This is a genomic window from Pseudonocardia sp. CA-142604 (assembly GCF_050948475.1).
Taxonomy (GTDB): domain Bacteria; phylum Actinomycetota; class Actinomycetes; order Mycobacteriales; family Pseudonocardiaceae; genus Pseudonocardia; species Pseudonocardia alaniniphila.
On sequence record NZ_CP192045.1, the window covers coordinates 4984787 to 5007294 of the forward strand.

The following is a 22508-nucleotide window of genomic DNA, read 5'->3' on the forward strand; positions in this document are numbered from 1 at the left end:
GTGGAACCGGGGCCGAGGAATGATCGGCTCTCGGCCCATCGACCGTAGCCCGGTCAGCCCGGCCGGGGTCCGGGGAGTCGCTTGGGCACCCAGCGGGCCATCACTCCTGCCCCCACGGCGGCCAGCCCACCCATCGACAGGGCCGCGGCACCGAGCGCGGCCGCCGCGCTCACCACCGCGATCGCGGCCGGACCGGCGAGCATCCCGAGGTCGTGACACAGTCGCCAGGCGCCGAGGAACTCGGCTCGGGCGTCCGCGGGTGCGGCGTCGGCGCCGAGGGTCATGATCACCCCGTTGCTCAGCCCGTTGCCGACCCCCATCAGCAGAGTGACCGCGCCGAGCGTCACTGCGGTGGTCGCCAACGGCAGTGCGACGTGGGCGGCTGCGAACGCCAGCAGCGAGGCGACCGCCACCCCGCGCCGTCCGCGCCGGTCCATGAGGCGCCCGGCGGGATAGGACAGCGCGACGTCGACCGCGGCCCCGATCCCGAACAGCAGGCTGGTCGACACCGCATCCAGGCCGATGTGGTCGGCCCAGAGCGGCAGCACGGCGGTGCGCGACGCCCGTGCGGCTCCCATCAGCAAGGCCCCGGCGCCCAACGTGCGCAGCACGCGGCTGTGAGTCGTGACGACGGTCCGCAGCGAGATCCCCGGCCGCCGCCCGCGCCCGCCGGGCTCGTCCGGACCGAGCTCGAGCCGCGGGAGGCCCGCCATCAGGGCTCCGGACGCGACCACCGCCACCAACTGCACCAGGAAGCCCCCGCGGGTGCCGACGACGTGCACCACGGCGGCGCCGAGGAACGGGCCGAGCAGGAACCCCAGCCGCGACAGCCCGGCCATCGCCGACAGCGCCCGCGCCCGCATCGCCTCGGGAACGGCGTCGATGACGTAGGACTGGCGGGCCAGCCCCCACACCGCGCTGGCCACCCCGAACAGCCCGACGCCGACGCCGAGCAGCACCACCGACGGCGCCACGAGGCTCAGCGCGACACCGATCAGCCCGACGGCGCTGCCGAGCAGAACGGCGTTGCGCTCGCCGAGCCGCGCCACGATCCGCCCGGCGGGGAGGTCACCGAGCACCTGGCCCAGCCCGAGCAGCGCGACGATCACCCCCGCTGCGGCCACCGAGCCGCCGAGCTCGCGGGCGCTCAGCGCCACCACCGGTGCGGCGGCGCCCTGCCCGATCCCGAACACCGCAGCCGGCAGGAACGCGGGGACGACGAGCCGGCGCAGCGGCCGGTCCGCGGTGGCCGGGGTGGGCGACGGACTATGCACTGACGGCTGGTGCGGTGATCCGGCCGGCCGGTCGGGGGAGTCCGAAGTGGTCGCGCAGGGTATGGCCCGTGTACTCGGTGCGGAACAGCCCGCGGTGACGCAGGATGGGCACCACGGCCTCGGCGAAGATCGTCAAGCCGCCAGGATAGTACGGCGGCATCACATTGAAGCCGTCCGCCGCGTTCGACCGGAACCATTCCTCGATCGTGTCGGCGACCTGTTCCGGCGTACCGGCGAACACGCGGTGGCCGCGCGCCCCGGCCAAACGGTGCAGGAGCCCGCGCACCGTCGGCCGTTCCCGCTCGACGATGCCCGCCACCACCTGCAGCCGGCTGCGCCCGTTGTCCGTGACGTCCCCGGCTCCGCCGAACAACGCCGGTGGCACGGGTGCGTCGAGGTCGAGGTGGTTCAGCGACGCGCCGGTGATCCGTTCGAGCTGGAGCAGCCCGTACGCCGGCACCGTGAGCTCGTTGAACTCGCGCTCCAGGGCGCGGGCCGCGGTCTCGGTGCCAGCGATGAACGGGCTGATCCCGGGCAGGATCTTCACGTCCTCCGGCCGGCGGCCGAAGCTCGCGGCTCTGGCCTTGATGTCGGCGTAGAAGGCCTGGGCGTCGGCCAGCCGCTGGTGCGCGGTGAAGATCGCCTCGGCGTAGCGGCCCGCGAAGGCGCGCCCCTCGTTGGACGCTCCGGCCTGCACGAGCACCGGGTGGCCCTGGGGCGGGCGCGGCTGGTTGAACGGGCCTCGCACGCGCACGTACTCGCCCGCGTGGCCGATCTCGTGGATCTTGCTCGCGTCGGCGTAGATCCCCGCTTCGCGGTCGAGGACGACAGCGTCGTCCTCCCAGCTGTCCCACAGCGCGATCACGGCGTCGACGAACTCCCGGGCACGCGCGTACCGCTCGGCGTGCGGAGGGTGGGCGTCGAGGCCGAAGTTGGCCGCCGCGGCGTCGTTGCCGGTGGTGACGATGTTCCAGCCGGCCCGGCCACCGGAGATGTGGTCGAGCGAGCCGAACAGCCGCGCGAGGTTGTACGGCTCGTAGTACGTCGTCGACGCGGTGGCGATGAGCCCGATCCGCTCGGTGGCCGCGGCGATCGCCGTGAGGAGCGTGATCGGTTCCAGCCTGCCCACGGCGTTGTGCGCGACGTCGCCCTGCAGCGCCGGCCCGTCGGCGAAGAACACCGCGTCGAGCGTGGCGGCCTCGGCGGTGCGGGCGATCTCCTGGTAGTACGACGCGTCGTAGATCCGTTCCGCCGCGCTCGCGGGGTGCCGCCACGCCGCCTCGTGGTGCCCCGCGGGGTAGATGAACGCGTTGAGGCTCAGCTGACGCCGCGGCTCACGGTCGCTCACCTGTCCACCCCCAGCGCCGCGAGCAGGAACTCCCGGTGAGCGATGAACGCGGGATCGCGGTGGGTCCGCGGCCGGTCGAGGCCGATCGCCCGGTCCACGGCGATCCGTCCGCCCTCGAGCACCAGCACCCGGTCGGCGAGCGACACGGCCTCGTCGACGTCGTGCGTGACCAGCAGCACCGCGGGCCGGTGCCGGTCGTAGAGCTCGCGCAGCAGCGCGTGCATCCGGATCCGGGTGAGGGCGTCGAGTGCTCCGAAGGGCTCGTCGGCGAGCAGCAGGGCGGGCTCACGGACGAGGGAGCGGGCCAGCGCGACCCGCTGTTGCTCGCCTCCGGAGAGCTCGTTCGGCCAGGCCCGCTCGCGCCCGGAGAGGCCGACCTCGCCGAGCGCCGCGCTTCCGCGTCTGCGCGCATCGGGACCACTGAGGCCGAGCACGACGTTGTCGAGCACGCGCGCCCACGGCAGGAGCCGCGAGTCCTGGAACACCACCGCGCGCTCGGCGGGCACCCGCAGCTCGCCCGAACCCGCGACGCCGTCGTCGAGCTCGGCGAGCGCGCGCAGCAGGGTGGACTTGCCCGACCCGCTGCGCCCGAGCAGCGCCACGAACTCGCCCGCCGCGATGTCCAGGTCGACGTCGTCGAGCACCGTGCGGCCGTCGAACCCGCGGGTCAGTCCGCGCGCCCGTACCGCGGGCGACACAGCCGGGCCGACCGCTCCCGGCAGGCTCGTCAGCTGCCCAGCGTCCGTCGCCATGACAACGCCCTCCTCTCGATGGCGCGGACCAGCGTGTCTCCCACCAGCCCGAAGGCGGCGTAGACGACGAGCCCGACGACGATGATCTCGGTCTGCCCGTAGGTGCGGGCCTGGGTCATCAGGTAGCCGATCCCGCTGGTCGCGTTCACCTGCTCGACCACGACCAGCGCGATCCACGAGATCGTCACGGAGAGCCGCAGGCCCGTGAAGAAGCCCGGCAGTGCGCCCGGCAGCGCCACGCGGCGGATGAACTCCGCACGGGAGAGCCCGACGGTCTCGGCGAGCTCGACGTACCGGTGGTCGACGCCGCGCAGCGCCGCATGGGTGTTGATGTACACCGGCACGAAGACGCTCGCTGCGATCATGATGATCTTCATCTCCTCGCCGATCCCGAACCAGATGATCGCGAGCGGGATGAGGGCCAAAGTCGGGACGGCACGCTTGATCTGCACCGGCCCGTCGATGAGCGCCTCGCCGACACGGCTCAGGCCCGCGGCGAGCGCGAGCGCCACACCGAGCCCCACGCCGAGCACGAGCGAGATCCCGGCGCGCTGCACGGACGTGAGCAGGTTGCTCTGCAACCTCCCGTCGGCGATCAGCTCACCGAACGTCGCGACCACCGTCCACGGCGCGGAGAGCGTCTGCGGGTCGAGAAGCCCGGTCGCCGAGGTGACGACCCAGGCGAGCAGGAGGAGCACCGGGCCGAGAGCGAGCCCGCCTGGGACGGCCCGCCCGGGCCCGAGCCTGCGGCCGTGCCGGATCCGGTGGGCCAGCCGCGGGTCATCCGCCGCCTCGCCGCCGCGGCCGCGCTCGCGGGGCCGGGAGACCGACAGCTGGGTCATGACGCCCCCGCCGGCCCGTAGGACGCGCCGACCGCCGGCACCGTGGTCGTCACGACCTGGTCGAAGCGCAGGTCGAAGCCGTCGCTCGCGCGCACCTTCTTCGGGAGCTCCCCGGCGCGGTCGATCACGTCGATCGTCGCCTGCTGGCGCTGCACCACCGTGGCGTCGAGGCGAGGAAACGTGATCTGTCCCAGCGAGTCGACGATCCGCTGCCCGTCGGCCTGGCTGATGCCCTGGTTCTCCACGTAGTACTGCTGCACCCATTGGGCCGGGTGCTCGTTGATCCACTGCTGCGAGCGGATGTAGTGGTCGACGTAGGCGCGCAGAGCCGCTGCCTTCGCCGGGTCCTCCAAAGCCTCGCGGCGGGCGTAGAGATAGTTCAGCCCGGAGGAGGTGTCGGCCGTCTCGGCCGGGTCGATCACGCCGCCGCCGCGCGGCCCGGCCTCGGTGAGGAACCGGGTCAGCCGGGGTTCGTTCAGGGGGGCGACGTCCACCTGCCCGGTGCGGACGGCGTCGTTGAAGTCGCCGAGCTGCAGGCGGACGAGCTCGACTTCGGAGGTCCGGAGCCCGGCCTTCTCCAGCGCCCTCAGCACGATCACCTGCTGCGCGGTGCCCTCGGCGTAGGCGATCTTCGCTCCGCGCAGGTCGGCGAGCTGGCGGATGTTCTTGCCGGGCGTGACGGCGAGCTGCGTGCTCGACGGGTCGGTCTGGCGAGCCAGGATGATCGGGACGTCTTCGCCTGCGGCGAGGGCCTGGATCGGCGGCGTGTCGCCGACGCTGGCCACGTCGGCGGCGCCCGCCCGGAACGCCTCGAGGATCGCGGGGCCGCCGGTGAAGTTGGCGAACTGCGCGGTGAAGGGCAGTTTCTCGAGCTCACCCGACGCCCGCAGCGCCACCTGCTGGGCCTCGGCCTGGTCGGCGATGACGAGGGTGGTGCCTGCGGGGACGTCGGTCGGGAGCGGGGCGTCGGCGGCGAGCTCGCCGCCGGTGGAGGTGGTGGTGCCGCAGGCCGCGACGACCACCGCGGCCAGTAGGGCCGCGGTGGTGGCGAGCGTGCGCCGGGAACGGGAGGTGCTCACAGGTCCTCGGTCTCGGTGTCGTCGGGCCGGTCAGTCGACGACGACGGCGTGGTCGGCCGTGAACGGGCGCCCGGCGAGGAGCTCGGACTCACGGCCGTCGGGCCCGACGGGACGGTCGCCGATCACCGTGACGCGGTGCAGGGTGCGCCGGACGTCGAGGTGGTCCAGGTCGGCCGGGGCGAGGTGGGCGGTGGCCCGGTTGTCCCAGAAGGCGACGCTTCCGGGCTCCCAGCGGAACCGCACGGTGTACTCGGGGCGGGTGAGCTCGGCGTAGAGCAGGTCGAGGATCGCCCGGCTCTCCCGAGGCTCGACGTCGACGATGTGGCTGGTGAAGCCGGGGTTGACGAAGAGTGCGCGCTCCCCGGTGACGGGGTGGACCCGCACCACCGGATGGATCGCCACCAGCAGGTTGTCGTTGACCCGGCGGGCGTAGGCGGAGCCGCCTGCCGGCTTGTCGCTGCCGCCGTAGCGATGTTCGGCCCGCAGCGTGTCGACGAACGCGCGGACCGGGGCCGAGAGGCCTTCGTAGGCGGCCACGAGGTTCGTCCAGGTGGTGTCGCCACCGACCTCGGGCACCACCTCGGCCCGCAGGATGGACGCGGCAGGCGGGTTCACCGCGGCGGTGACGTCCGTGTGCCAGCCCGCGACGTAGCTGTACTTCCGGCGGGTGCGAACCGTGTACTCGCCGCCGTAGCGCTTCGCGTACCGCTCGGGGTCGACGGTGAAGATCTCCGGGTGACCCTCCGGCGGGGCGTCGTCGTGCGGGTGGGCGTAGGTGAGCTCGCCGAAGTGCCGGCCGAAGCGGATCTGTGCGGCGTGGTCGAGCTCCTGCCCGCGGAAGAAGATCACCTTGTAGCGGTGCAGGGCGTCGGTCAGACCGGCGACGGTCTTCTCGTCGAGCGGGGCGGACAGGTCGACGCCGGAGATGTCGGCGCCGATGTGTCCGGCCACCGGCCGGACGGAGAGAGCGGTGCGTTCGGGCGCGACGGTCATGTCGGTCCTTCCCTGAAAGTGGCAGCGAACATTCCCCGGCCGCGATGCAATGCGGTGGGACCGGGTGGTCAAATGTTCGGACTAATGGTGCGGAGAGGTTCGAGACAGCGAGCGGGGTGGCCGCGAATCAGTGGCGCCGAGCGCCGACGGTCACCCGCAGGTACAGCACCCGGGGCGACATGCCCTGGTCAGGTGCGGCGCGCTCATGTGAACCATCGTGTGTGGGGGAGCCGCGGAAGTCAATTTTGCGACTTCTGTAATTAAGTCCGCGCAGGTGGCGGGGCTCAATTCCCATGGGCGCGCATCGCTACGAGATCCGGGTTTCGGCCCTGCCGAGGGCGATAACCCGGATCTCGCGACGATCAACGAGTGCGCGGCGGGATCACGCGCTTCGCCTCCAGGCGCTGCAGCAGCTCGACGAACATGTCCTCGGTGTCGAGGCATGCGCCGAAACCCGCGTGCCGGACCGCAACGGTGCTGTTCAGCGCCGGCACCGGCTGCCCGGCTGGCGCGCCGCGCATCATGTTGTCGGTGTAGACGAGCGAGTTGTAGCCGACGACCTTCATGACGTCCGGCGAGCTGGACAGACCGTACTTCGCGACCATCGCCGCCCACTCCTGCCGGCGGCGGGGCAGCTCCTCGCGCAGGGAGACCTCGCGCGGTTCGCCGAGCGGCATGCCGAGGGTGCGGGCGATGGCCGGCCACACGCCCGCCCAGGTGAACACGTCGCCGTTGGTGAGGTTGTACGTGCCGCCGGCCGCGGCGGGCGATGACGCCGCCCAGCTGAGGGCATCGGCCACCAGGTCGGCGTGCACCGCCTCGCGCAGCCACGGCACGAGGCTGCCTGCCGGAGGATCGAGCGGGCGTCCTTCCTCGCGCAGGAGCGCTCCGTACACCGCGATCGGCAGCAGCGGGTTCATGTTGTTGCCCGCGGCCTCCCCGTAGATCACCGTCGGCCGGAAGACGGTCAGCTGCCAGGTGCCGTGTACCTGCTTCTCCCGCAGGTAGCTCTCCTGGTCGAAGTAGAAGTTGCGGTGCTCGCGGCGGGGGTCGCGCTCGCGCAGCGGGATCCGCAGCCCGTCGTACCCCAGCGAGGGGTGGTGCACGCCGTACGCCTTGGTGCCGTGCAGCAGGGAGACGTGGCGCAGGCCGGTGGCCACCTCGGAGAGCGGTTCGAACAGGTTGCGGAGCATCAGGGCGTTGCGCTCGATGTTCTCCTCGTCGAGCCAGCCCTGGAACAGCCCCGGCGTCTCCTGCAGTGCTGCGTAGACGAGATGGGTGACGTCGCCCATCTTCCCGAACAGCTCCCGCGACGCCGTCGCGTCGGTGAGGTCGATCGAGTGGAAGACGGTGTTCCCGGCGGATTCGGGAACACGCCGGGAGGCACCCACGACCTTCCATCCGGGCCGCGTGGCGAACCGCCGGACGGCCGCTTCACCGACGAGGCCGGAGGCTCCTGCCACGAGCACCTTGTTCGTCACGCCTACACCGCAATCTCGTCGAGTTCCTTGCCCGCGTACTCGGTCTTCGCGATGACCAGGCCGATCAGCTGGATGATCAGGAGCACCGGGATGAGCAGGAAGGCCAGCTGGAACGAACCGGTGACATCGCTGATCAGCAGCGCAAGGAACGGCACCCCCTTGCTGATCAGGCCCGCCGTGCCCCACGAGACCCCCTGGCCAAGACCCCGGATCCTCGTCGGGAAGAGCTCGGCCGTGTACGTCATGATCGTGCCCCACACTCCGATCAACCCGACGTTGGCCAGCAGGCCGAACGTGTAGATCGCCCACGGCTCCGTGCTCAGCGCCCACGGAATGATGGTGACGATACACAGCAGATTGCCCGCGAACATCGCACTGAGCCGGCTGCGACGGTCGGCGATCCAGCCGAAAATGTAATAGCCGAGCGTGCCGGCGAGACCCCACCAGATGGTGTACAAACTGTATTCGCTGGTGGTCCAGCCGAGTTCGTTGTGCAGGTACAGCGGCTGCCAGGCACCGACGATCGTGAATGCCATCAGGCCGACGACCGGCACGAATATCGCCACGATCGTGCGCCGGCGCTGGTCGGCGAGGAAGAGCTGGCCCAGGCCCGGCTTCTCCGCCTTCCGCTGCCACGCGCTGTCCTCCGTGCTCACTTGCTCGCCGCGCGCCACGGCGGCACGGAGCCTGGTCCTGCGGTCGCGGGCCCGGAGCCAGTACGGCGACTCGGGGCAGAAGAAACGCACGAACAGGGCGAGGAACGCGACCCCGGCCGGGAGCAGGAAGGCGTACCGCCAGCCGATCGTGGCCACCAGGGTGACGCCGAGCAGTCCGGCGAGAGCTGCGCCGTAGCCATAGAACGAGCGGGCGAAGCTCAGTACCGAGGCACGCCGGCGGGCAGGCCACGTCTCGGAGATCAGGCAGGCTGCGACGCCCCACTCCCCGACCTGGGCACACAGGTAGAGGCCGTAGAACGCGATGAAGGACAGCCAGTTCCAGGACAGCGCGACCAGGACGAGCGACAGGGCGCACAGGACGATGTTGATGATGAAGCAGGGTCGCCGCCCGATCTTGTCGGCCAGCCACGGCCAGAAGTAGGTGGCACCGGCCGACAGGAGCCCGACGATGAAGAGCGCGAAGGTCAGCTGGTTGAGATCGGCGTCGAAGTCGTCGAGCAACTGCGGGATGATCAGCGCGTAGACCGCGGTGCCCATGGACTCGATCATGAATCCGAGGCCGCCTGCCCAGGCGATGAACCAGTGCGTCGTCGTGACCCGGTCACCCGAGATCACGTCCTGATATCGCCGCGAATGGATGTGCTTGGATTCAGCCGGGCCGACCTGCTGACTCAGCTCTTCGGTGGTCATCGAACACCTGCCTGAATCTCCGCGAGACCCACTCCGTAGGGGGTCGTCCGGCACCGGGACGTCGCCAATGGGCGACTGAGTTGAAAAGGCTTCCGAAGTTCGAGATATCGAACGGTGCGGTCCGAGATATCGAATACCGTGAGCGGTACCTGTGAAATTTAGTCGCGGCGCCGAGGTGGGTCAACATGGCTGTTTCCACAAATATTACGCATGCTTTACCGGTCGATCGTCCGTAGAACCGGCTCGGCCGACTGCCGTACCGGCTGCCACGGGGGTCACGCCGGGGCGCGTCACGTGCGGGCAGGCGGCGGGCCGAGTTCCAAGGGTCGCGCATATGCCTCGTGCAGCACGATCGATCCCGCCGCCACGCCGAGCGTTCGCGTCCCGAACGAACTCGCCACCACGGTGCGCCGCGGATCGGCGGCCACGTGCGCGCGCTCCGCCACCTCGGCGTGCAGATCATCGAGCAGTTCGGGCCTGCGCGTGATCCCGGCCTCGGCCACCACCAGGATCTCCGGGTTGATCACGTCGAGCAGCAGGGCCACCGCGCGGCCGACGAGGCGGGCGCGTTCGCGGAACAGCGCGACAGCCCACGGCTCGTCCGCCTCCAGCGCGGCGAGCACGTCGGGGAAGCGGGCCTCGGGCAGCAGGCCGGTACCGGCGGCGTGGTCGGCGAGCGCCTGCTCGGCCACCGTGGCCTGGAAGCAGCCGGTGCGTCCGCAAGCACAACGCCCACCGGCGAGCGTCGGTCCCGAGCCGACCGGGAGGTGGCTGACGTCGCCCGCCGCGGACCGGGGACCGTGGTGCACGGTCCCGCCCGTCACGATCGCGGCGTCGACCACGTTGCCCACGAACAGGTGCACGAGGCTCATCCGTGCACGGGTGCGGTGGGAGCCGATCAACTGCTCGGCGCGGGCCAGGGCGCGGGAGTGGCTCTCGACGCGCACCGGCAGGCGGAGCTTTCCCTCCAGCACCGCCTGCGCCGGCACGTCGCGCCAGCCCAGCTGCGTGTGCCGCACGACGACCCCGCGCGCAGGGTCGATCCACCCGCCGCTGGCCAGCCCGACCCCGAGCGGCCTGCGCCCGCAGGCGTGTTCGTCGAGGAACGCGGCCATGCGGTCCCCGGCGTCGGCGAGCACGGCCTGCGCTGCCCGGTCCCGGTGGGGGATCCGCTGCTCGGCGAGTACCCGTCCGCGCAGGTCCATCAGCACGAGTGTCGTGTGGCGCAGTGCGATGTGGATCCCGCCGACCAGGTGGGACCGCGTGTCGATGTCCACGGGGACGTGCGGGCGCCCGATCGCGGGGCGCGGCCTGCGCACCGGTCGCTCGCGGATCAGGCCGAGGTCGGCGAGCTCGGTCGACTGGCGGCTCACCGCCGCCGCGGAGAGGCCGGTGAGCCGCGCGACCGTGCTGCGGGCCACCGGCCCGTGGTCGAGGATCGTGCGCAGCACGGCTGCTGCGGTCGCGGTGCGACGGCCGTCGCCTGCGAGCTGGTCACCGCCGTCGGGCTGCGGGGCGGGGGCGCGGAGGAGAGCGTGCATCGATGTCCCTGCCTGGGTGGGCCCTTCGTACGTGGGCCCGTGACGGGTGCTGCGGCCTGATGCGCGCGGGGTGGATCAGCCGCGCGCCACAGGCGCCGCACAGAGCGCGCTCGCCTGCCGACGGAGGTCGACGTGGCGGCGCGCCTTCAGCGTGGCGGCCTGGGACATCCCGGACATCGTCGCAGAGCGGCACCAGCGCGAGGCAGTGGCCGCCGTCACAGTTTCTGATCGAATTCCTCCCGGGCCTGACATTTCGACGGACATTTCCTGCTGTGCTGCTGAAAGATGGGAATGTGACGCGGCAAATGTTCGAACGATGGTTCGGCATGAACAAAGGTCCGAACTCCCGCATCACATTTGGTTGCGCGAACTCCGCTCGTCTGCTCGGGTGGTATCCGTGAACGGGGTTCTGCTCACGCAGCGTCGGCATGTCGACCTCTGCCGACTCGCGTCCTGCGTGTGTCCTGGCTGACGCGCCGCCCCGCCGTTCTTCTTGCCCGTGCCCGTCGGCCGGGCGTTTCCCCGCACAATCGTTGAAGAAGGTTCGCCGTGTCTCCTGGTCCCCTCACCGCGCACTGGTTTCTGCCCACCTACGGCGACGGCCGCCAGCTCGTCGGGGGCGGCCACGGCGTCGGCGTCGGTTCTGCCGGTGGCGTCCGGCCCGCCTCGATCGGTTACCTGACGCAGGTGGCCCGCGCCGCCGAGCAGGTCGGCTTCGTCGGTGCCCTCACACCGACAGGGGCATGGTGCGAGGATGCCTGGCTCACCACGGCGATGCTGGTGGCCGAGACCGAGCGGCTGAAGTTCCTCGTCGCGTTCCGACCCGGATCGGTCTCGGCGACGCTCGCCGCGCAGATGGCCGCCACCTACCAGCGGCACTCGGGTGGCCGGCTGCTCCTCAACGTCGTCACCGGCGGCGAGCCCGCCGAGCAGCGGGCCTACGGCGACTTCCTGGACAAGGACGCCCGCTACCGCCGCACCGGGGAGTTCCTCGAGGTGGTGCGAGCGTTGTGGCGGGGTGAGAAGGTCGATCTCGACGGCGAGCACGTCCGCGTCGAGAACGCGTTCCTCGACCGCCTGCCCGACCCGGTGCCGCCCATCTACTTCGGGGGCTCCTCGCCCGCGGCGGGTGACGTCGCGGCCGAGCACGCCGACGTCTACCTGACCTGGGGTGAGCCACCTGCGCAGGTCGCCGAGAAGATCGACTGGATCCGCCGCCTCGCCGCCAAGCGCGGGCGCGCGATCCGCTTCGGCATCCGGCTGCACGTGATCACCCGCGACACCTCGGAGCAGGCCTGGTCCCACGCCGAGTCGCTGCTCGAGGCGATCGACCCGGCCGCGATCGAGCGCGTGCAGGCCGGCCTCGCCCAGAGCGAGTCGGAGGGGCAGCGGCGGATGCGCGTCCTGCACGGCGGATCGACGGCGAACCTGGAGGTGGCGCCGAACCTGTGGGCGGGCGTCGGTCTCGTCCGCGGTGGCGCCGGAACCGCGTTGGTGGGCAGCCACAGCGAGGTCGCCGACCGGATCGCCGAGTACCACGCACTGGGCATCGAGGAGTTCATCCTGTCCGGCCACCCGCACCTGGAGGAGGCCTGGTGGGTCGGCGAGGGCGTGCTGCCCATCCTGGAGCGACGCGGGATCTGGAAGCGCCCCGGCGCCGATGTCCCGTCCGTCCCGGAGTCGCGGACCGTCCCGTTCGCCGCGGCCCAGTGAGGGCCCGGGGCCCGGTGACGGGGGAGGGCGAGCGATGAGTACGGCCGCGGTCCTCGCAGAACGTCCACCGGACGGGCCACCGCCCAGGACCCGCACCATCCTCCTGGCGAGCCTGGTCGGCACCACCGTCGAGTGGTACGACTTCTTCCTCTACGCCACGGCCGCGGGGCTGGTGTTCCCGCAGCTGTTCTTCCCGGTCGGCAACGAGCTCGTGGGCACCCTGCTGGCCTTCGGCACGTTCGCCGTGGGGTTCGTCGCCCGCCCCATCGGCGGCGTCCTGTTCGGGCACATCGGCGACCGGCTCGGCCGCAAGCGCACGCTCGTCGCCACGATGGTGCTGATGGGAGCGGCCACCGCGCTCATCGGGCTCCTGCCCTCCTACGCATCGATCGGCGTCGCCGCGCCGGTGCTGCTCGTGGTGCTGCGCGTGCTGCAGGGCCTGGCCGTGGGCGGTGAGTGGGGCGGCGCGGTGCTGCTGGCGGTGGAGAACGCGCCGCCGGGGTCGCGCGCCCGCTTCGGCAGCGTGCCGCAGATCGGCCTGGGCCTCGGGCTCGCGCTGGGTACCGGGGTGTTCGCGCTGCTCGGCGAGGTGCTCGACGAGCAGGCGTTCCTGACCGTCGGGTGGCGCGTCGCGTTCGTGCTGAGCGTGGTGCTGGTCGTCGTCGGGTTGCTGGTGCGGCTCCGGATTCTCGAGACGCCGGAGTTCCGCAGGCTGCGCGACAGCGGTGGGACGGCGCGGGCGCCCGTGGTCCAGGTCTTCCGCACGTCCGGCCACCGCCGCGGCCTCCTGGCGGGGATGCTCGCCCGGTGGGCGGAGGGGGCGGCGTTCAACACCTGGGGCGTCTTCGCGATCACCTACGCCACGGCGACGGTCGGGATGAGCAAGATCGTCGTGCTGCTGGCCGTCACCGGTGGCGCGCTGCTGATGGCGGCGCTGACGCCGGTGGCGGGCCTGCTCGCCGACCGGTACGGGCGACGGGTGGTGTTCGGCACCGGCGTGGCCGGCTTCGGGATCACCGTCGTGCCGTCGTTCTTCGCGGTGCACAGCGGGATCACGTGGCTGGTCGTGGTGGTCCTGCTGCTGCAGCTGGGTGTCTGGTACGCACTGATGACCGGCGCGGAGTCGACGCTGTTCGCGGAGCTCTTCGACACCGACGTCCGCTATACCGGGATGTCGCTGGTCTTCCAGGGATCGGGCATCTGGGCATCCGGGCTGACTCCGGTGATCCTCACCGGGTTGCTCGTGCTCGGCGCGGGAACGCCGTGGTGGGCCGCGGGCTACCTCGCCGCCACCGCAGTGATCAGCCTCGTCGCGGTCGTGCTCATGCCGCGGTGGATCCGCTGGCGTCCACAGTGGACGAAGGGAACACGCTGGTAGTGAACGGACGGCATCGATCGGCCCGTGCCGGTCGGCGCGGTGCGGGTTGCTACAACTGATCCGTGCTGACGGTGCGTGGGGCCGACCTGGTGTGGACCGGCGTGGTCGAGCGGCCGGGCGGTGAGATCGCTTGCGGGCCTGACGGCCGGGTGGCCGCCGGCCGGGTCGAGGGGCACGTGCTCGACGCCTCGGGCTGCGTGATCACGCCGGGCCTGGTCAACGCTCATCATCACCTGCTGCAGTCGGCGTTTCGGACCCTTCCGGGCACGCGGGGCGTCCCGATGCGCGAGTGGTTGCCGCGCATGGCGGCCGCCTACACGGCGGTCGGCGTCGACGCCGGGCTCGCGCATGCGGCGGCATCCGTCGGGCTGGCCGAGTCGCTGCTGTCCGGGGTGACGACGGTGGCCGACCACCACCTCACCTGGCCTGCGGGTGACGGGGTCGAGCTCGCTTCCGCGGTCGCTGCCGCTGCGGCGGAGCTGGGCGCGCGTCTGGTGTTCGTGCGCGGCAGCGCCCGCGACGACCCGCAGGCCGCGGCGGCGTCGGCCGACGCGATCGCGTCGCGACTCGGTGGCGACGCCACCGGAATGGTGCAGGTCGCCGTCGGCCCTGCGGGGGTGCACAGCGACGCGCCCGAGACGTTCGCGCTGCTCGGGGAGGTGGCGCAGCGCCATGGGCTGAGCCGGCGCACCCAGGCGAACGAGCAGGTCGACGTGGAGGTGGCTGCGCAGCGCTACGGGCGGCGGCCGCTGGAACTGCTCGACGAGTGGGGTTGGCTCGCCCCCGACGTCACACTCGCGCACCTCTGCGGCGTGACGCCCGACGAGATCGCCCGGCTCGCCGCCACCGGCGTGAGCGCCACCCACGCACCGGGCTGCGACCTGCCGATGGGGTGGGGGGTGGCGCCGATGGCGGCGCTGAGCGACGCCGGGGTCACCATCGGTCTCGGCACGAGCGGCGGGGGCAGCAACGACGCAGGCCATCTGCTGGCCGACGCCCGGCTCGCACTGCAGGTCGCACCGCTGGCGGGCCGCGCGGTGAGCGCTCGGGAGGTTCTGGGCTGGGCCACCGCGGGGTCGGCCGCGGGCCTGGGTCGTGCGGAGCTCGGCCGCCTCGAGCCCGGGTGCGCCGCCGACCTCGTCTGCTGGGACGTCACCGGCGTCGCCGACGCCGGTGTGGCCGACCCGCTCGCCGGGCTGCTCTGGGCCGTTCCCGGCCGCAGGCCGCGCCATGTCGTCGTGGCCGGGCGGGTGGTGGTGCGCGACGGGCAGCTCGTTTCCCGCCCCGAGTCCGAGGTCGCGGGCGCGCTGCGCGCGCTGCTCGCCTCACGCGCGGTCGGCTGAGGGCTGTGCGGTCCGGGCAACGTGCCCGATTCCACCATCGAGGTCGGATCCACCCTGGTCAGAGCCCCGAATCCGTGAGGTTGGCCATAGGCCGCAGCACCGACGGGGGCGCCGGGCGTGAACTTGTGGCGTGGCCGACAATGCGAGCAGCGGTGCGGGACCGGGGTACGACTACGTGGTGGTGGGTGCGGGCACCGCGGGTTGCGTGATCGCTGCGCGGTTGTCCGAGAACCCGGACGTGCGGGTGCTGCTGATCGAAGCCGGCAGCGGGCAACCGCCGCCCGCCGTGGCGGTGCCGACCGGGTGGCCTGCCCTGCAGGGCACGTCGGTCGACTGGGCGGGCACCACCGTGGTGCAGGGCGCGACCGGCACGGTCATTCCCTGGCCGCGCGGGAAGGTCCTGGGTGGGTCCTCCGCGATCAACGGCATGTGTTTCATCCGTGGGCACCGCTCGTCCTACGACGCCTGGCCCGCGGCAGGTGCGAAGGGCTGGGGGTTCGACGACCTGCTCCCGTACCTGCGGCGCAGCGAGCGCACCGAGGGGCGCGATCCGGCGCTGCGAGGCGTCGACGGTCCGCTGACCGTCGGGCCGGCGCGGTCGCCGCACCCGGTGGCGGCGGCCGGGCTGACCGCGGCGGCCGAGGCAGGGCATCCGTTGTCGGACGACATCAACGCCGGGCTGGAGGAGGGCTTTGGCTGGTGTGATCTGACCATCGTGGACGGCAGGCGGCAGAGCGCAGCCGACGCCTATCTCGTCCCGGTGCTGCAGCGGGCGAACCTCGACGTGGTGACCGACGCGCTCGCCCACCGGCTGCTCCTGTCCGGCGGGCGGTGCACGGGCGTCGAGTACAGCGTCGGTAGCGCACTGCACACCGCGGCGTGCAGCGGAGAGGTCGTGCTGACGGCGGGCACGGTGGGTTCCCCGCAGCTGCTGATGCTCTCGGGGATCGGCCCGCAGGCACACCTTCGTGAGGTCGGCGTCGACGTCGTGCTGGACTTGCCCGGCGTCGGATCCAACGTGCACGACCATCCGCGCTCGACCGTGGTCTACAGCTCGCCCGTGCCGATCCCGGCCGGAACGCACAACCATGCGGAGATGATCGGGCTGGCCCGCAGCCCCCTGGCGCAGGACGGGCCGGACCTGCAGTTCCAGGTGCTGGAGATCCCGTATTTCGCACCTGCCCTGCCGCCCGCGCTTCCGGTGCCCGGCCAGGCCTACAGCGTCGCCCTCGGCGCCATGACTCCCAGCAGTCGTGGCTCGGTGCGGCTGTCGGGCGCCCGGCCCGACGCGATGCCGCTGCTGGACCCGAACTACTACGGCGACCCGCGGGACGTCGAGGTCATGGCCGCCGGCCTGCGCATCGCCCGCGCCATCGGCCGCGCCGACGCGTTGGCTCCGTGGCGGGCGGAGGAGGTGCTCCCGGGGCCCGGGGTGCACGCGGATGACGAGGAGGCCGTGCGCCGCTACCTGTTCCAGAGCCTGCGGACCTACTCCCACCAGGTCGGTTCGTGCCGCATCGGCACCGACGACATGGCGGTGGTCGACACCGAGCTGCGGGTGCGCGGGATCGACGGGCTACGGGTGGCCGACGCCTCCGTCATGCCCTCCATCGCGTCGGCCAACACCAACGCCACCGTCTATGGCATCGCGGAGCGGGCCGCGGATCTCGTCAGAGCAGGCTGACCGACCCCACTCTCGCGCCCCACTCTCACGTCAGCGCCCATCGTGATGGCGGGTAGCTGTGATCTGCGTTGGTCATCGATGGCCGAACGACGCAGGGTGGAGGGACAGCGTGTCATCGGACAGGACAGGAACGCGATGCCCGCTCGTCCAGCCCATCATCTCCGAGAGCTGAGGTAGTCGATGTCTGAGTACGGTGCCCTGCAGCACGAGGAAGTCGTGATCCGGCGTGGCCGCCGATCCGGTGCCGCCATCACGGTCGCGGTGCACTCGCGGGTGCTCGGACCCGCCGTGGGCGGTTGCCGTATCTGGACCTATCCCAGTTGGCGTGAGGGAACGGCGGATGCGATGCGCCTCTCGGAGGCGATGACGTACAAGTGTGCGGCCGCCGGTCTCGAGTACGGAGGCGGGAAAACCGTCGTTGCGCTGCCGATGGGAACGGTACTGACCCCCCAGGTACGCCACGACGTGCTCCTCGACGTGGCCGAGATCGTCGCCGGTTTCGACGGGAGCTACTGCGTGGGACCCGACGTGGGCACCGGGCCCGCCGACATGATGGTCATCCGCGACGTCACGCCCTACTCGTTCTGCCTGCCACAGGAGCACGGTGGCACCGGGAGCTCGGGCACGCCCACGGCGCTCGGCGTCCAGGCCGCTCTGCGGGCCGGCGCCCGGCACGTCTTCGGCTCGGAGTCGCTGTCGGGCCGGCGGGTGGTGATCGCCGGGTTCGGCTCTGTCGGGTCGCGGCTCGCCGCCGACCTCTCCGCGCAGGGGGCCATGGTCGTCGTCTCCGATGTCGACGACCAGAAGCGCGAAGAGGCGAAGAACACGGGGTACGCCTGGGTGGATCCGGACCGGGCGCTCCTGACCCCGGCCGACGTGCTCGTGCCCGCCGCGGTGGGCGGGGTGCTCAACCCGCGGAGCGTGGCCGCTCTCGACGTGCCGCTCGTCATCGGGCCGGCGAACAACCAGGTGACCAGCGACTCGGTCGCGCAGCTGCTCGCCGACGCCGGAACGGTGTGGGTCCCCGATTTCGTGACGAGTGCCGGCGGCGTGATCTACGTGCTGAGCCGCGAGGTCGGCGGTCTCGACCACGAGGCAGCCGCGAAGCGGGTCGAGGCGATCGAGGAGACCGTGGACCGCGTGCTCGACGCCGCGCGCACGGCAGGCACCACGCCGCTGCACGAGTCGATGGCACTCGCGGAGCGCAGGCTCAGCGCCGCAGCGGCGGAGTAGCCGCCCGGCCGGTTTCGATCTCAGTGGGCGTGCCGTCCAGGGGTGGGCACGCCTGCTCACGGCAGGACCGGGAAGCAGCGCCAGTTCCCAGCGGGCGAGTCGGGTGGCGGTACGGGGTGGCCGTCGAGGACGAAACGAATCCGGTCGGGCGGGGTCACGTCCGTGCCGGCCTGCCAGAAGTCCGCACGGTCGGGAACGAGCCGGATCGTCGTCCAGCTCGGGGGCGCCGCCCGGGTTGCGGGGTCGCGTGCGGCGTCGTCGAACGAACGCTCGACGGCGCCGTGCTCCACCTCGTAGCCCGGGGCGGTGAGGGCGGGCGCCAGGGACTCGTAGACCCAGGCGATCAGCTGCAGCTGCCGGGGCCGGGTGGGGAAGGCGGCACGTGAGGCCGCGGCGTCGAGCTCGGCCGCCGTGCCCTGCAGCACCACCTGGCGCCCGAGCGCCGGCCAGTGGAACACGGCAGAGACCGCGGGGTTCCGCTGCAGATCCCGGGTCTTGGTCGTGGGCCTGGACGAGTGGAACCGCACAGAGGTGGCGTCGATCGACGTCACCAGGACCGTCCGCGCGTGGGGCACGCCGTCGTCGCCGGCCGTGGCGAGGGTCATCGTGCTCGGCAGCGGGAGACCAGCGGCCTGCGCCTCTGCGACCCAGCGGGCCAGCACATCGAGCGGGTTGCCCGCGAGCTCCTCACGCATCGCGACCCTCGCTGTGGATGACGAGCACGACGCACGGCTCCGGGCCGAGCCTGCGGAACCGGTGCTCGACGAGGCCCGCGTACGCGATGGTGTCGCGGGCCTCCAGCGTGGCCGTGCGGCCGTGCCCCGGTTCGCGCAGCTCGACCTCGATGCGCCCGCGCGCGACGTAGAGCATCTCGCGCCGCGCATGGCTGAAGTACTCCCCGAACTCGGTGGGGACCCCGACGAACTCCGTGACATCGGTGCCCGCCGGGTCGTGCAGCAACAGGCGTGCGCCGCCCGTCTCGACGTCGACGAGCGGGGCGGTGCTCCCGCGTACCGGTGCGTCGGACGGGCCGTCCGCCGCCAGTGCGAGCAGTGCCTGCTGCGTGGTGCCGAGCGCGGCGGCGATCCGGAAGAGCGATCGCATCGACGGCCGGGTGCGTCCGCGTTCCAACTGGGACAGGAACGGCTGCGAGAGCCCCGAGGCCTCCGCGACCTGCATCAACGTCAGGCCATGATCCCGACGCACGCCGCGGATCACGCGTCCGAGTCGCAGATCTGCTTGGCGCTCTCCGTCCGCCGGATCTTGTCGGGCCTTGCGCACTGTCGGCATGTTCACACGTCCGCGAATAGTCGGTCACACGGGCGAAACGGACTGTCCCTAGCGTCGCCCGATGTTGGCGCCATCAATATCCCGCAGGTCAGGCACGTACACGACCATGGAGGTAACACGTACCCATGAGGAGTACGCAGCCAATCGGCGCCCCTGACGGCGTCGCGCACCTGACCGGGATCGTCGTGCGTGCCCTGCGCGGCATCCGCCTGCTCGACGGCACCGTGGCCGATCTGCTGCTCGCCGGCGGGGTGATCGAGGCCGTCCGCGAGCCGGGCATCGCGCTGGACGGTGACATCGTCCCGGGCGGGGACCTGGACGCCTCGGGGTGGCGGGTACTGCCTGCCGCGTGCGAGCCGCACGCCCACCTCGACAAGTCACTCACCGCCTCGCGCATCGATCCCGGGGCGGGCAACGACCTGATGGACGCGATCGAGCAGTGGCGAGCGATCCTGCCGGGGATCGATGCCGCCGACATCTCCGCACGGGCGCTGGCCGCGGTCCACCGCTACGTCGCCCGCGGGATCACCACCATCCGCACCCACGTCGACGTACCGCTCCATGGCGACCCGTTCCGGGGCGTGGACGCGTTGGTGGGCCTGCGCGAGCAGCTCCGGGGCCGCGTGACACTGCAGGTCTGCCTGCTCGCCGGCAGCGAGGTGCCGGACGTCGTGATCGGCGAGGCGGTCGCCCGCGGGATCGACGTCGTCGGCGGCTGCCCGCACCTCGCGCCCGACCCACACCACGAGGTCACCCGCATGCTCGACGTCGCGGAGCGGCACGGGCTCCCCGTCGACCTGCACGCCGACGAGCAGACCGGCGTCAGTGGGCCGGACGCGCGCATGGACATCGTCGACATGGCCGAGCAGGTACTCGCCCGTGGCCTCACGCAGAGGGTGACGGCGAGCCACTGCGTGCGGCTGGGTTCGCTACCGCCCGCGCGGCTCGAGCCGGTGCTCGAACTCGTGGCCCGCGCCGGGCTCGGCATCGTCACGCTGCCGATCACGAACCTGTACCTGCAGGGCCGGGAAGCCACCCATCTGGCGCCCCGCGGCCTGACGGCCGTGCGCCGGATCCTCGACGCCGAGATCGCGCTCGCCGCAGGCGCCGACAACCTGCGCGACCCGTTCAACCCCGCAGGCCGCGCCGACCCGTTCGAGACGACGTCGCTGCTGATGACGGCGGGACACCTGCGGCCGACCGAAGCCCTTGCCGCGGTCACCACCGCTGCCCGCACCGTGCTCGGCCTGCCGCAGGCCGGCACGGCGCCCGGAGATGTCGCCGACCTGCTGCTCGTGCCGGACACCGACCTCGGTGACGTGCTCGCCGGCGCCGACGACGCGCGGGTCGTCGTCTCCGGCGGCCGCGTCGTGGCCGACACCCGGGTCAGCCGGTCACTCGACCTGCCCGTTCTACGTCCAGCCATCCCCGGGCCGCTCGCCGCAGGTCCGCAGAGCTTCGTGAGGTGAGAACCGTCGCCGCCATCGCGCCTCCTCAGGAGGCTTCCACCACGACCCTGGCCCTCGATCGCGTGACCAAGACCTTCCCCACCGGCACCGTCGCGCTCACCGACGTGAGCCTGACGATCGCTCCCGGTGAGCTCGTCACGGTGGTCGGTCCGTCGGGATGCGGAAAGTCCACGCTGTTGCGGCTCGCGTCCGGGCTCGAGCAGGAGACCAGTGGGTCGGTCGAGGTCGCCGCCGCCTCCACCAGCTACGTCTTCCAGGACGCGACGCTGCTGGAGTGGCGCACCGCCCTGCGCAACGTCGAGCTGGTCGGTGAGCTGCGGGGCGTGCCGCGCGAGGAGCGGCGGGCCCGGGCGCAGGAGGTGCTCGACCTCGTCGGACTGCGCGGGTTCGAGAAGCAGCACCCGCGTCAGCTCTCCGGTGGCATGCGGATGCGTGTGTCGCTGGCACGGGCGCTGGTCGCCGAGCCCGAGCTCGCCCTGTTCGACGAGCCGTTCGGGGCGCTGGACGAGATCACGCGCCTCCAGATGCAGACCGAGCTGCAGAAGATCTTCCGGCTGAAGCGGTTTGCCGGGTTGTTCATCACGCACTCCGTGTCGGAAGCGGTGTACCTGTCCACGCGGGTGCTGGTGATGAGCGGGCGGCCGGGGCGGATCGTCGCCGAGGTCGCGGTGCCGTGGGAGTACCCGCGGCCACCGGAGTTGCGCTACGAGCCGGAGTTCGCCGAGATCACCGGCCGGGTTTCCGCCGCGCTGGGGGAGCACTCATGACCGGCCGTCCTGCCACCCCGTCCGTCGTGCCGGCGGCCGCCGTCGCGGAGCGCGCCGCCACCGATGGCCCGACCGTCGACGTCCTGGCCGCCGCCGGTCCGGCCATCGACCGCCCTGCCACCGCACAAGCCTCGTTCCGTGGGAACGCGCGGCGTGTCGGGTGGGCGGGGGCGGCGCTGGCCCGGGCGGCGCCGATCGTCGGGGCGCTGGCCGGGATCCTGGTCATCTGGTACGGGGTGTCGTATCTGGTGTTGCCGGCGAGCCAGCGGTTCCTGCTCCCGCCGCCGCACGAGGCGTACGGCAGCGCGTTGTCGAACCCGCAGTTGATGCAGCCGATGCTGGAGGCGCTCGGGCGCAGCGTGGCGGTGGCCATGATCGGGCTGGTCGCCGCGGTGGTGCTCGGGATCGGCTACGCGGTGGTGATGTCGCAGTGGGGGTGGGCGGAGAAGGTCCTCTACCCGTACGCGGTGATCCTGCAGACGATCCCGATCCTCGCGCTGGTGCCGCTGATCGGGATCTGGCTGGGGTATGCGTTCACGGCCCGGGTGGTGGTGTGCGTGATCATCGCGCTGTTCCCGATGATCTCCAACACGCTGTTCGGTCTGCAGTCCGCCGCGGCAGCGGCGCATGACCTGTTCACGCTGAACCGGTCCGGACGCTGGCAGCGCCTGACGAAGCTGCAGTTCCCGGCCGCCGTGCCGGCGATCTTCACCGGCCTGCGCAATGCGGCCGGCTTGTCGGTGATCGGTGTGATCGTGGCCGACTTCTACTTCCAACAGGGCTCCCCGGGCATCGGCGGGCTGCTGCGGATCTACACCCAGCGCCTGCAGATGGACGCCCTGTTCACCGCGATCACGCTCACCGCGCTGTTCGGCGTCGTGGTCTTCATGATCTTCGCCGCGCTCGACCGCGCCGTGGTCGGCCGCTGGTACGGCCGCACCACCCGCTGATACC

Annotated in this window: 21 protein-coding genes; 9 read left to right on the forward strand and 12 right to left on the reverse strand. The window is 72.0% G+C overall.

The features are described 5' to 3' along the window. Positions 1–53 precede the first annotated feature (53 nt). The 10 genes from ACQPZQ_RS22530 to ACQPZQ_RS22575 form a co-directional block, all read right to left on the reverse strand. Entirely contained in the window at positions 54–1274 is a 1221-nt protein-coding gene (locus tag ACQPZQ_RS22530; RefSeq protein WP_433283708.1) for an MFS transporter, read from the reverse strand. After that, entirely contained in the window at positions 1267–2622 is a 1356-nt protein-coding gene (locus ACQPZQ_RS22535; RefSeq protein ID WP_433283710.1) for an LLM class flavin-dependent oxidoreductase, read from the reverse strand. The genes ACQPZQ_RS22530 and ACQPZQ_RS22535 overlap by 8 nt, the downstream gene beginning before the upstream one ends. Then, entirely contained in the window at positions 2619–3374 is a 756-nt protein-coding gene (locus ACQPZQ_RS22540) for an ABC transporter ATP-binding protein (protein WP_433283712.1), read from the reverse strand. The genes ACQPZQ_RS22535 and ACQPZQ_RS22540 overlap by 4 nt, the downstream gene beginning before the upstream one ends. Continuing rightward, entirely contained in the window at positions 3350–4216 is an 867-nt protein-coding gene (locus ACQPZQ_RS22545) for an ABC transporter permease (RefSeq protein WP_433283713.1), read from the reverse strand. Before ACQPZQ_RS22545 ends, ACQPZQ_RS22540 begins: the two co-directional genes overlap by 25 nt. After that, positions 4213–5295, reverse strand: coding sequence for an ABC transporter substrate-binding protein (locus ACQPZQ_RS22550; RefSeq protein ID WP_433283715.1), 1083 nt, complete (start codon positions 5293–5295; stop codon positions 4213–4215). The genes ACQPZQ_RS22545 and ACQPZQ_RS22550 overlap by 4 nt, the downstream gene beginning before the upstream one ends. Before the next feature lie 30 nt (positions 5296–5325). Next, positions 5326–6288 carry a TauD/TfdA dioxygenase family protein gene (locus ACQPZQ_RS22555; protein WP_433283717.1) on the reverse strand — a complete coding sequence of 321 codons (963 nt, stop codon included), beginning with the start codon at positions 6286–6288 and terminating at the stop codon, positions 5326–5328. 362 nt (positions 6289–6650) lie between these two features. After that, complete coding sequence (locus ACQPZQ_RS22560; protein WP_433283719.1) at positions 6651–7769, reverse strand: NAD-dependent epimerase/dehydratase family protein; 1119 nt, start codon at positions 7767–7769, stop codon at positions 6651–6653. A gap of 2 nt (positions 7770–7771) precedes the next feature. After that, positions 7772–9136, reverse strand: coding sequence for an MFS transporter (locus ACQPZQ_RS22565; protein ID WP_433283721.1), 1365 nt, complete (start codon positions 9134–9136; stop codon positions 7772–7774). A gap of 290 nt (positions 9137–9426) precedes the next feature. After that, the gene (locus ACQPZQ_RS22570; protein WP_433283722.1) at positions 9427–10677 is read right to left on the reverse strand and encodes an ROK family protein; all 1251 of its coding nucleotides are present in this window, start codon (positions 10675–10677) and stop codon (positions 9427–9429) included. A gap of 75 nt (positions 10678–10752) precedes the next feature. After that, positions 10753–10941, reverse strand: a complete 189-nt coding sequence (locus tag ACQPZQ_RS22575) for a putative leader peptide (RefSeq protein WP_433283724.1) — start codon at positions 10939–10941, stop codon at positions 10753–10755. A 52-nt stretch (positions 10942–10993) separates the two neighbouring features. Here ACQPZQ_RS22575 and ACQPZQ_RS22580 point away from each other — a divergent pair, with 52 nt between their 5' ends. The 6 genes from ACQPZQ_RS22580 (at position 10994) to ACQPZQ_RS22605 (ending at position 18028) form a co-directional block, all read left to right on the forward strand. Beyond that, the gene (locus tag ACQPZQ_RS22580; protein ID WP_433283726.1) at positions 10994–11149 is read left to right on the forward strand and encodes a putative leader peptide; all 156 of its coding nucleotides are present in this window, start codon (positions 10994–10996) and stop codon (positions 11147–11149) included. A 77-nt stretch (positions 11150–11226) separates the two neighbouring features. After that, positions 11227–12390 (forward strand): LLM class flavin-dependent oxidoreductase, encoded by a 1164-nt coding sequence (locus ACQPZQ_RS22585; protein ID WP_433283727.1) that lies wholly within the window; start codon positions 11227–11229, stop codon positions 12388–12390. Positions 12391–12424: 34 nt separating this feature from the next. Further along, positions 12425–13768, forward strand: coding sequence for an MFS transporter (locus ACQPZQ_RS22590; RefSeq protein WP_433283729.1), 1344 nt, complete (start codon positions 12425–12427; stop codon positions 13766–13768). Positions 13769–13830: 62 nt separating this feature from the next. Beyond that, positions 13831–15111, forward strand: a complete 1281-nt coding sequence (locus ACQPZQ_RS22595) for an amidohydrolase family protein (RefSeq protein ID WP_433283731.1) — start codon at positions 13831–13833, stop codon at positions 15109–15111. A gap of 130 nt (positions 15112–15241) precedes the next feature. Then, entirely contained in the window at positions 15242–16795 is a 1554-nt protein-coding gene (locus ACQPZQ_RS22600) for a GMC family oxidoreductase (protein WP_433283733.1), read from the forward strand. A gap of 180 nt (positions 16796–16975) precedes the next feature. After that, positions 16976–18028 carry a Glu/Leu/Phe/Val dehydrogenase dimerization domain-containing protein gene (locus ACQPZQ_RS22605; RefSeq protein WP_433283735.1) on the forward strand — a complete coding sequence of 351 codons (1053 nt, stop codon included), beginning with the start codon at positions 16976–16978 and terminating at the stop codon, positions 18026–18028. Positions 18029–18084: 56 nt separating this feature from the next. Here the strand turns inward: ACQPZQ_RS22605 and ACQPZQ_RS22610 are convergent, their stop codons facing one another. Both ACQPZQ_RS22610 and ACQPZQ_RS22615 read right to left on the reverse strand, forming a co-directional pair. Next, positions 18085–18723, reverse strand: coding sequence for a pyridoxine/pyridoxamine 5'-phosphate oxidase (locus ACQPZQ_RS22610; RefSeq protein ID WP_433283736.1), 639 nt, complete (start codon positions 18721–18723; stop codon positions 18085–18087). After that, positions 18716–19318 (reverse strand): helix-turn-helix domain-containing protein, encoded by a 603-nt coding sequence (locus ACQPZQ_RS22615; protein WP_433283738.1) that lies wholly within the window; start codon positions 19316–19318, stop codon positions 18716–18718. The genes ACQPZQ_RS22610 and ACQPZQ_RS22615 overlap by 8 nt, the downstream gene beginning before the upstream one ends. A gap of 125 nt (positions 19319–19443) precedes the next feature. Between ACQPZQ_RS22615 and ACQPZQ_RS22620 the strand changes: the two genes are divergently transcribed. The 3 genes from ACQPZQ_RS22620 to ACQPZQ_RS22630 are packed head-to-tail and all read left to right on the forward strand — an operon-like array spanning position 19444 to position 22504. Further along, a complete protein-coding gene (locus ACQPZQ_RS22620; protein ID WP_433283740.1) occupies positions 19444–20787 on the forward strand; it encodes an amidohydrolase family protein in 1344 nt (447 codons plus the stop codon). Next, the gene (locus ACQPZQ_RS22625) at positions 20784–21554 is read left to right on the forward strand and encodes an ABC transporter ATP-binding protein (RefSeq protein ID WP_433283742.1); all 771 of its coding nucleotides are present in this window, start codon (positions 20784–20786) and stop codon (positions 21552–21554) included. Before ACQPZQ_RS22620 ends, ACQPZQ_RS22625 begins: the two co-directional genes overlap by 4 nt. Further along, positions 21551–22504 carry an ABC transporter permease gene (locus ACQPZQ_RS22630; protein ID WP_433283744.1) on the forward strand — a complete coding sequence of 318 codons (954 nt, stop codon included), beginning with the start codon at positions 21551–21553 and terminating at the stop codon, positions 22502–22504. The genes ACQPZQ_RS22625 and ACQPZQ_RS22630 overlap by 4 nt, the downstream gene beginning before the upstream one ends. Positions 22505–22508: the final 4 nt, after the last annotated feature.

Coding starts and splice junctions, on each gene's coding strand:
- ACQPZQ_RS22555 (WP_433283717.1), bottom strand. CDS start 6,288: ATGACCGTCGCGCCCGAACGCACCGCTCTCTCCGTCCGGCCGGTGGCC.
- ACQPZQ_RS22545 (WP_433283713.1), bottom strand. CDS start 4,216: ATGACCCAGCTGTCGGTCTCCCGGCCCCGCGAGCGCGGCCGCGGCGGC.
- ACQPZQ_RS22620 (WP_433283740.1), top strand. CDS start 19,444: ATGAGGAGTACGCAGCCAATCGGCGCCCCTGACGGCGTCGCGCACCTG.
- ACQPZQ_RS22610 (WP_433283736.1), bottom strand. CDS start 18,723: ATGCGTGAGGAGCTCGCGGGCAACCCGCTCGATGTGCTGGCCCGCTGG.
- ACQPZQ_RS22615 (WP_433283738.1), bottom strand. CDS start 19,318: ATGCCGACAGTGCGCAAGGCCCGACAAGATCCGGCGGACGGAGAGCGC.
- ACQPZQ_RS22605 (WP_433283735.1), top strand. CDS start 16,976: ATGTCTGAGTACGGTGCCCTGCAGCACGAGGAAGTCGTGATCCGGCGT.
- ACQPZQ_RS22590 (WP_433283729.1), top strand. CDS start 12,425: ATGAGTACGGCCGCGGTCCTCGCAGAACGTCCACCGGACGGGCCACCG.
- ACQPZQ_RS22580 (WP_433283726.1), top strand. CDS start 10,994: ATGGTTCGGCATGAACAAAGGTCCGAACTCCCGCATCACATTTGGTTG.
- ACQPZQ_RS22540 (WP_433283712.1), bottom strand. CDS start 3,374: ATGGCGACGGACGCTGGGCAGCTGACGAGCCTGCCGGGAGCGGTCGGC.
- ACQPZQ_RS22565 (WP_433283721.1), bottom strand. CDS start 9,136: ATGACCACCGAAGAGCTGAGTCAGCAGGTCGGCCCGGCTGAATCCAAG.
- ACQPZQ_RS22575 (WP_433283724.1), bottom strand. CDS start 10,941: ATGTCCGTCGAAATGTCAGGCCCGGGAGGAATTCGATCAGAAACTGTG.
- ACQPZQ_RS22630 (WP_433283744.1), top strand. CDS start 21,551: ATGACCGGCCGTCCTGCCACCCCGTCCGTCGTGCCGGCGGCCGCCGTC.
- ACQPZQ_RS22570 (WP_433283722.1), bottom strand. CDS start 10,677: ATGCACGCTCTCCTCCGCGCCCCCGCCCCGCAGCCCGACGGCGGTGAC.